The organism is Runella aurantiaca (assembly GCF_003339505.1).
Taxonomy (GTDB): domain Bacteria; phylum Bacteroidota; class Bacteroidia; order Cytophagales; family Spirosomataceae; genus Runella; species Runella aurantiaca.
Genome location: NZ_QPIW01000014.1, coordinates 158,428 through 167,486, shown reverse-complemented (window position 1 = coordinate 167,486; position 9,059 = coordinate 158,428). Strand labels below are relative to the sequence as shown.

Sequence of the window (9,059 nt, the reverse complement as noted above, 5' to 3'; positions counted from 1 at the left end):
TAGATGAAAAATTTGTAAATGTTGTATTATTCTGTGGTAAGTTAATCAAAAGTTAAAAACCCCAGCAATAGTTAGCTGGGGTTTTTAAAGAAAAACAAAGTCCAAAGTAATTTCCAAGGGAAGCCTAAATATACCCCTAATAAACAAAAAAGCCGCCCTAAAAAGGCGGCTTCATTTATTATCGTCAAAATAATTCAAAGAGATGTTATCCCAAGTAAGTCTTCAACGCTTTGCTGCGCGATGTATGGCGCAAACGGCGGATGGCTTTTTCCTTGATTTGACGTACACGTTCGCGGGTCAGGTTGAATTTCTCCCCGATTTCTTCCAGCGTCATGGGATGTTCGCCGTTCAGTCCGAAGTACAACGCAATCACATCCGATTCCCGTTGGGTCAGGGTAGAAAGTGCACGCGCTACTTCTTTGCGAAGCGAATCGTTAATAAGCCCTTGATCGGGCTTCTCTTCCATGTCGTTTTCTAGTACGTCCAAGAGGCTATTTTCTTCCCCTTGTACAAAAGGCGCATCCATCGATACGTGACGACCCGATATTTTGAGCGTATCAACCACCTCATTGGCCGAAATGTCCAACACTTCTGCCAATTCTTCAGGAGAAGGCTCACGCTCGAATTTTTGTTCGAGATCCGAAAATGTTTTTGAAATTTTATTGAGAGACCCTACGCGGTTGAGCGGAAGGCGCACAATACGGGACTGTTCGGCCAATGCCTGCAAAATGGATTGACGAATCCACCATACGGCATAGGAGATGAATTTAAAACCACGCGTTTCGTCAAAACGTTGCGCAGCTTTAATTAATCCTAAGTTACCTTCATTGATAAGGTCACCAAGTGATAACCCTTGGTTTTGATATTGTTTAGCCACGGAGACCACAAAACGCAAGTTTGCTTTAGTCAATCTCTCCAATGCCTGTTGATCACCTTCCCGAATTCTTTGCGCCAAAGTCACCTCCTCGTCGGGAGTCAGCAAATCTACCTTTCCAATTTCCTGTAAATACTTATCAAGCGATTGGCTTTCTCGGTTGGTAATCTGCTTACTGATTTTTAGCTGTCTCATTTTATAAACTTTGGTGCTATCTTAATACTATTTGTTAACGAAAAAAGAGTATCAAAAGTTGATTTTCATATCAACTTTAAGTTAAAAAACCCAAAATCTACTGACTTTCTTGGATTTTTAGTAAAAATTATCAAAAAGGGCCAATCTACGCTTAGAATCAACTTGACTTTTTCGGCTGTGGCCCTTTTCAATACTCTTTTTTATCGACGGTTATCATCTCTACGACGCTCTCCCCCTCTATCATTGCCGCGTTCGCGACGGTCGCCGCGATCTTCACGCGGGGGTCTTTCTACGTGGCCTTCTGGTTTAGGCAACAATGCCTTACGTGAAAGACGATATTTACCCGTTTTTTTATCGTGCTCTACTAGTTTTACCTGTATTTCTTCACCCACTTGCAGCACTCCGTCCATCGCTTCGAGTCGCTCCCACGTAATTTCTGAAATGTGCAGTAAACCATCTTTACCCGGCATGAATTCAACAAACGCGCCAAATGGCTGGATTGTTTTTACAACTCCCGTGTACACTTCGTTTACTTCTGGAATGGCAACAATGCCTTTGATGCGTTTTACCGCAATGTCCATGCTGTTTCCGTTGGTGGCAAAAATGCTGACATAACCCGCACCGTCGCGTTCTTCGATGGTTACGGTTGCACCCGATACGCGTTGGATTTCCTGAACTACTTTACCACCTGGCCCGATTACGGCACCAATTTGCTCTTGCGCAATCTGAATAACCACCGCACGAGGAGCATGAGGCTTGAGTTCTTCGCGACTTTCAACAATCGCTTTCTTCATCTCACCCAAAATGTGCAAACGTCCACGACGCGCTTGGTCAAGGGCTTCGGCGAGTACTTCGTACGAAAGTCCGTCTACTTTCAGGTCCATTTGGCAAGCCGTAATTCCCTGTTCAGTACCCGTTACCTTAAAGTCCATGTCGCCAAGGTGATCTTCATCCCCTAAGATATCTGAAAGCACGGCGTATTTGCCAGAATTATCGGTAATCAATCCCATTGCAATTCCAGCTACGGGGGCTTTTATCTTAATCCCCGCATCCATCAGTGCCAGTGTACCTGCACAAACAGTTGCCATTGACGATGAACCGTTTGATTCTAAAATATCAGAAACGATTCGAATCGTATATGGATTTTCGTCATCGGGGGGTAATACTTTTTTCAATGAACGGTGGGCCAAGTTTCCATGGCCTACTTCACGACGGCCAGGTCCACGATTTGGCTTTACTTCACCCGTTGAAAAACCTGGGAAATTATAGTGCAACATAAAACGGCTGTAACCATAATACATGGTAGTATCAATGATTTGCTCGTCCATTTTGGTACCCAATGTAACGGTCGTAAGCGATTGCGTTTCGCCACGGGTAAACAACGCCGAACCGTGTGGTGATGGCAACAAATCAACCTCACACATGATAGGACGGATTTGGTCCAGCGCACGTCCGTCTAAGCGGCTGCGCTCATCCAATACCAAACGGCGCGAAGCTTCCCATTCCAAATCATGATAATAGCGCTTGATAAGCCCTACTTTGGCATCATATTCTTCGGGATTTTCGGCTTTGTATTGTTCTAAGTATTCGGTAATAACACCTTTGAAACCATCTTTACGGAGTTGCTTATTTGCACTTCCTTGACGGGCTACGGCGTAGATTTTATCATAACAAGCTTCACGAACTTTCTGACGAAGTTCTTCGTCGTGAACTACATACTCAAACGTACGTTTTTCAGTCTTACCCGCTTCTGCTTCAAGTTCTTTCTGAACCGCACATTGCAATTTAATGACTTCGTGGGCGGCTTTGATTGCCTCAATGACATCCTGCTCCGACGCCTCGCTCATTTCTCCTTCTACCATACAAATATCTTTGGCAGAACCCGCCACGATAAGATCTAAAGTAGCGGCTTTGAGTTGAGACGAAATGGGGTTAATGACGTATTCGCCATTGATTTTTGCCACCCGCACTTCCGAAATCGGGCCGTTGAAAGGCACATCGGTCAGCATCAACGCTGATGATGCAGCCAAAGCGGCTAAGGCATCGGGCAATACTTCGGCATCCGCCGAAATTAAAAATACGTTTACCTGCGTATCTGCGTAGAAATCATCAGGAAACATCGGGCGCAGGGCTCGGTCGACCAAGCGGCTGACCAACACCTCGTGATCCGATAATTTGCCTTCACGCTTCTGAAAGCTTCCGGGAATACGTCCCGCTGACGCGAATTTTTCTTGGTAATCAACCGACAACGGCAGAAAATCAGTACCGGGCCGGGCATCGGGATTGGAAACCACCGTAGCCAGCAACATGGTGTTACCCATACGCACAACAACAGACCCGTGGGCCTGTCTGGCTAGTTTTCCCGTCTCGATTGTGATGGTGCGACCATCAGGAAGTGTAATGGTCTTTGTGATGATGTTAAACATGAAAGAAGAATTAAAACCGCTTTGTGCCTGCGCTTCCGCTTAAGACTGTTATTTTGTTATCTATTAAATGTGAATCGAACAATACGTTTACACTTAACTTCATTAAAAGACAACAACGCAAGCTATTTATTGAATAAACCGCAAAAATTTTTGTACTTAATTTTGAAAGGGAGAGAAATGACAAACAGGGAATTCAATTGAATGAAATTCCCTGTTTGAGCGTATCGCGTTACTTTCTGATATTCAGTTCGGCGATGATAGTACGATAACGACTGATTTCAGTTCTTTGAAGATAATTCAGCAATCGTCTGCGCTTACCTACCAATTTCAAAAGACCAAGACGAGTGGCACTGTCGTGTTTGTGCTGCTTCAAGTGCTCGGTCAGGTGGTTGATACGGTGTGTAAATAATGCAATTTGTGATTCCGGAGAACCCGTATCGCTTTCCGACTTGCCATACTTTTGAAACAAGTCTTTTTTCACTTCCGATGTTAAATACATGATTGTAACCTCAGATTAATTTAGATGGAACATATATACAAAAACGGCTGCAAAGGTATGCAATTAGTTTGAATAAACAGCCTTATTGCCGCGCCATTTTTTAAGGGTATTGCTTTGCTGCCACTTTTTCGTCATTCTTTCCCACCAGATGATGTATACATCTTTATCAAACAGGCGAGAATCCTTCAAAGCACGGTCGGCAAAATAGATTCCGACAAATATCAGGAGTGTATTGGAAAACCAAGCCCCAAACGGCACCCAAACCAAGCCATCTTTGGCCCACTTGTCGCCCTGCAATGTAAGTACATACGATAAAATAAAGAAAAGAACCGACACCAACACTGGAATACCAAAGCCCCCCTTTTTGATGATGGCGCCCAAAGGTGCCCCCAACAGAAACATCACAAAACAGGAAACTGCCTGGGTATATTTATGATGCATTTCCAAATCATACCGATACCAGGTTTTCCCCTTATCAGTTAGGTACGTTTTGTTACTTTGGGCGTAAGATTTAACATTTTGGGCCTGCGTGAGCGCACTTGCGATTACTTGTTCTTTTTCGGAGGGCAAAGCCACGGGCTTTTTCTTCAACAGCGAGTCCACCCATTTGCCGTATTTGGGGGCCGTTGTTTTGGGGAGTGTTTCGGCCCGAAAAGCATAGCTAAAGTACTGTTTCGACTGGGGAAAAAGCCCATCTTTGGTCTTTTTATATTCCTTTTTGAGTGAATCAGCCACTTTTTGCAGCTCTTTGGCATTTTTCATGTACTCGTGGTATTGGAATTGATTCTCATCGGTACGTTTAAGGCCGAATGACTCCAAGCTTACCACCATTTTATAATGGTCAAAATAAGAGCGCGTAAATTGTCGGTTGTCGCTCGGCGAATAGCTCCCTCCTCCAGTTTGGCCATTTTCGGAGTATTGATTTCCTTTATACAATTCAAAAACCAAATAGCTTTGATTATTGATGGTGTACATCAGGCCTGAATCGGCCAAAATCACTTCGCGGTTACCCGCGTTGTAGTCGCTGGTCGGATGTCGATAAATCACCAATCCCTTTAGGCTTTTCTGGTCAGCAAATTTTTTATCTACTTTTATATTATACCCCGGCAAATCATTGTAGAAAATCCCTTCTTTAATATTGAGGGTGGCTTTGGCCGTTTTGATGTCATAAAGAAGGCTGTACCCCTTGAGATTGGCCCACGGCGCGACTTCGTTGTTGTACCAAAACGAGAAAACCGTAATCATCGCCACCATGACCATCACCGACCGCATGGCGCGCCATGTGGAGATTCCCGCGCTTTTGATGGCCGTTAATTCAAAAAACTCTCCCAAGTTTCCGAAGGTCATCAACGAAGAAAGCAGAACGGCCAAAGGTAAAGCTACAGGAACGGTAATGAGACTAAAAAAGCCGAGGAGTTTAACATAATTTAAGAAATCAATGTCCTTGCCCACGAGTTCATTCAAATACTGAGAGATAAGTCGCATCAAAAATATAAAAACGACAATGCACAAAGTCAGCACGAACGGGCCCAAAAATGACCGTAATACCAGTTTATCAATTTTTTTCATTCGTATTTACTCAACTTCCCACAATTTCCTTGAGACTCTCTATTAAACCGTCCCAAAGGTCTTTTAGTTCTTCTACGTCGGCGTTGGTGGAGTAGTCCGTAATCCGTAAATACGTTGAGCCAGTCAAGTCACTTACATCAATTTTAAATTCAATATAATTGTTATCCCGATTGTTTTCGCTCGTATTTAGAAACTCAAACTTTACGCTTTTGTTGAGGCGCAACGAGCTTTGTTCGGCAATATGACTCTCTTTGTCCCAGATAAAATCAAAGTTATGGTCAGGTTTGGTATTGACTTTATCACAAAACCATTCCGACAGGCCGGAAGCGGAACTTATGTAAGGGAAAAGCATCTTTGGCGAAGCCCTTAGTTCATATTCATTCGAGTATTTGAACTTTTGCATAGTGTTTGGCTTGTTTAACTTGTTAAAAAAGGTCGGTTGAATTTGCTTTGGTAGGGTAAACCGTTGTTTTTCTTCCTACAATTTTAAAATTATTTAATCTTCCAATAAATTACTTAATACTGCTAACCCTCTCAACGGCAACGGCAAAATAGAAACTTCCTTTAATTATTCAAAATCTGTTTGCGTAATAAAATTTTTTCTTCTACTTTTGCACCACCAAAACGATGGCGGGGTAGCTCAGATGGTTAGAGCGTAGGATTCATAACCCTAAGGTCGGCAGTTCGATCCTGCTCCCCGCTACAAAAAAAATCCCACTCTTGAGTGGGATTTTTTTGTTTGACAAATATACCATTCGCTTCATTCTACGGTATAAATCTCTTAACTTAGCGCCTGTTAAGGTATAAATTCCAGTTTGTATGAAGGAATTAATGCTATTTATTTTAATATTCTTTTTTTTCCCCTTTTCTTTGCCATTAGTAGAGAAAAGCGCCAACTCTTTATGCTATTTATTTCCCGAATCAGCTTCTGTTACAGATATTACCCCAGAATACGAATACTTTAAAGCCTATCCCAATCCTGCTTACGAACTACTCACCATCGAAATCGGCATGAAATTACCCGCCCATATCAGCCTCAAAATGGTTAATTCGGAAGGGGAAATAATACGAACACTTGTTGATGAACTTTTTCCGCCAGGAAGACATTTCTTTGAAACTACGCTCAACAGCGTCCCTTCAGGCACGTACCTGATTCGTTACGAAAAACTGGACAAGGTATTGATTAGAAGAGTGGTGGTCAAATAATTTTCGACCACCAAACTTCAAGTAATTATTTTTTAGGCATCACAAATACACTTTCGTCAATTGTCGGATTTATCTCCACTTTTGTAATCGTGGTCGTAATTACGCCTGCTTCGGGATTAGTGATTTCCGTCGTCGTAGGAAATGAAATTCCGTCAAATACTTTATAGTTTGACATTTTAGTTTCCACCTCCACATCTTTTCCTCCCACACTGACTTTAATGGCCGTTCTGATGATGTTAAAGTTTTTGGCGTCAATGGAGTGCGTCATGCTCGACCCGTCTTTCGAAACCATTTTCACTTTGTATACTTCTGTTCCATCAAGGGTTTCTTTCCCCAAAAGCTCAGTTTTGGTCCCTGATGATTTGTAGTTGGTAATCCCTGACAAATCAAGTTGGCTTACCGACGCCTTCAATTGCTCGTCGGGCAAAGGTGTGGGTTCTGGGCCAGCCATTGGATTAATCATCCAGCCCTTTTCTCCATCTATCGCCATAATGATAGACTGCCCCATAGCCTCCATTTCATTTCGCATTCCACGTTTATGCACAAAGACCGATTTTGTCGGAATATCCATTCCCATCACGCTGAGGGTCCCTTCCATACGCAGAGATTTTAGGCTATTAAGCTTTTCTGCCCCTCCCCTCGCCTGGATTGACTTGTCCAGAATCTCTTCGGCGGTTTGCGCCATCACTGTCAACGCGGTACTTGTGAGTAGCGCAACCATTACAACTAGTTTTTTCATGTCTTTACAACGGTTAAAATGTCAATTTTGGACGAAAGGTAAAACGAAAACGTAGAGCGAAAATAAGAACTTAAAAAAATAGGATGAACGGTCATTTCCCTCAGTCAGATGAACTTATAAACCTTGCTTTACACTCGAAACATAGGTAGTGATTGCTTCTTCTAAGTTTTCATTTTGTTGCACAACCCGGATAAAAGCACTGCCGATAATCGCACCTGCGGCGTGCTGACAGGCAGTTACGAAGGTTTCGTGGTCTTTTATGCCAAAGCCAATCAAACGGGGATTGCGCAAATTCATGGCGTTCACCCTAGCAAAATACGCTTCCATATCGTGCGTCACGCCCGTTTGAGAGCCTGTTACGCTGGCCGATGAAACCATGTAAATAAACCCTGCGCTGTTCTCATCAATCTGACGAATACGTTTGTCCGAGGTTTGAGGCGTGATTAGGAATATATTTAATATACCATATTGATCAAAAATGGGCTTGTACGTTTCGAGGTATTCGTCCACGGGCATATCGGGCAAAATCAGTCCATCTACACCCACCTCAGCGCACTGCTGGCAGAAGTTCTCCACCCCAAACTGAAGCACTGGGTTGATGTATCCCATCAATAACACGGGCAGTTTTATCTCGTCGCGCATATTGCGGAGTTGATCAAACAACTTTTTGACACTCATCCCATTTTCAAGCGCTTGTTGGTTACTGATTTGGATGGTTTCGCCATCAGCAACGGGGTCAGAATAGGGCATTCCGATTTCGACGAGGTCGGCACCTGCGTCTTGTAGTGACTTTAAAATGCGGCGAGTATCTTCCAATTTTGGAAAACCTGCCGTAAAATAAACGTTAAGATTATGGCTTGGATGGTGTTGAAAAAGAGAGACGATGCGATTCATGGAGTTCTTATAAAATTGGGATTTGTTACTTATCGGCGGAGCATTAGCAACGTAGTTTTGGTTACTAATCAACAACACGCCGAGGCAAAAGTAATTTTTTATACGCCTATAGCCAAAGTTTAACCAACGTTCTGTTGTTTACTTTTTTTTTGTAAAAAAACTACCGCCACCGAAACGATTTACCATCAATGGCCCGCATGGTACACAAAACGCCGTCGAGGTGGTCATATTCGTGTTGTAACAATTCCGACAGACTGCTATCGTCCATTATCCACTCACGGGGCTGCCAATTTTTATCTAAATACTTTATGGTAAGCGACTTATGACGTTTCACTTTGACCAACAAGTTGGGGAAGCTCATGCAATCATCCCACAATTCAAACATCTCATCGCTGAGATGGGTCAATTCAGGGTTAATAAAAACCACTGGTTTGTCGATATTCATGTAAATCAAGCGTTTCATGATGCCCAATTGCGGCGCCGCAATAGCCCGACCAAAACCGTATTTGGCGCGCACTTCCTGCATCACATTGTGCAAATCGGCCACCCAGCCTTCTACCAACGGTTTTTCTTCGGGTAAAATCGGCGAACAGGTTTCGTACAAACGTGAGTCACCCAATAAAAGTAAATCGGCTAAAGTTTTCATCATTCTATCAA

Annotated in this window: 9 protein-coding genes and 1 tRNA gene; 2 read left to right on the top strand and 8 right to left on the bottom strand. The window is 43.1% G+C overall.

All coding sequences use genetic code 11. The annotated features are described in order from the left end of the window. Positions 1-205 precede the first annotated feature (205 nt). From DVG78_RS17565 to DVG78_RS17545, 5 genes are all read right to left on the bottom strand, one after another. Complete coding sequence (locus DVG78_RS17565) at positions 206-1,069, bottom strand: sigma-70 family RNA polymerase sigma factor (protein ID WP_013930257.1); 864 nt, start codon at positions 1,067-1,069, stop codon at positions 206-208. Positions 1,070-1,269: 200 nt separating this feature from the next. After that, on the bottom strand, positions 1,270-3,495 hold the full coding sequence (gene pnp, locus DVG78_RS17560; protein WP_114462358.1) for a polyribonucleotide nucleotidyltransferase: 2,226 nt from the start codon (positions 3,493-3,495) through the stop codon (positions 1,270-1,272). A gap of 229 nt (positions 3,496-3,724) precedes the next feature. Next, positions 3,725-3,994, bottom strand: a complete 270-nt coding sequence (rpsO, locus tag DVG78_RS17555) for a 30S ribosomal protein S15 (protein WP_114065773.1) — start codon at positions 3,992-3,994, stop codon at positions 3,725-3,727. A 63-nt stretch (positions 3,995-4,057) separates the two neighbouring features. Next, positions 4,058-5,563 (bottom strand): LptF/LptG family permease, encoded by a 1,506-nt coding sequence (locus DVG78_RS17550; RefSeq protein WP_114462357.1) that lies wholly within the window; start codon positions 5,561-5,563, stop codon positions 4,058-4,060. A 10-nt stretch (positions 5,564-5,573) separates the two neighbouring features. Then, the gene (locus DVG78_RS17545) at positions 5,574-5,966 is read right to left on the bottom strand and encodes an START-like domain-containing protein (RefSeq protein WP_114462356.1); all 393 of its coding nucleotides are present in this window, start codon (positions 5,964-5,966) and stop codon (positions 5,574-5,576) included. 226 nt (positions 5,967-6,192) lie between these two features. Here DVG78_RS17545 and DVG78_RS17540 point away from each other — a divergent pair. Both DVG78_RS17540 and DVG78_RS17535 read left to right on the top strand, forming a co-directional pair. Continuing rightward, a tRNA-Met gene (locus DVG78_RS17540) sits at positions 6,193-6,266 on the top strand. 167 nt (positions 6,267-6,433) lie between these two features. Beyond that, positions 6,434-6,769, top strand: a complete 336-nt coding sequence (locus tag DVG78_RS17535; RefSeq protein WP_147277108.1) for a T9SS type A sorting domain-containing protein — start codon at positions 6,434-6,436, stop codon at positions 6,767-6,769. A 25-nt stretch (positions 6,770-6,794) separates the two neighbouring features. On the opposite strand, the gene DVG78_RS17530 is transcribed toward DVG78_RS17535, so the two are convergent. From DVG78_RS17530 to DVG78_RS17520, 3 genes are all read right to left on the bottom strand, one after another. Beyond that, complete coding sequence (locus DVG78_RS17530) at positions 6,795-7,508, bottom strand: LolA family protein (protein ID WP_114462354.1); 714 nt, start codon at positions 7,506-7,508, stop codon at positions 6,795-6,797. Positions 7,509-7,622: 114 nt separating this feature from the next. Further along, entirely contained in the window at positions 7,623-8,402 is a 780-nt protein-coding gene (gene trpA / locus DVG78_RS17525; RefSeq protein WP_114462353.1) for a tryptophan synthase subunit alpha, read from the bottom strand. Between the two features lie 160 nt (positions 8,403-8,562). Beyond that, entirely contained in the window at positions 8,563-9,048 is a 486-nt protein-coding gene (locus DVG78_RS17520; RefSeq protein ID WP_114462366.1) for a peptide deformylase, read from the bottom strand. Between the last annotated feature and the right edge of the window lie 11 nt (positions 9,049-9,059).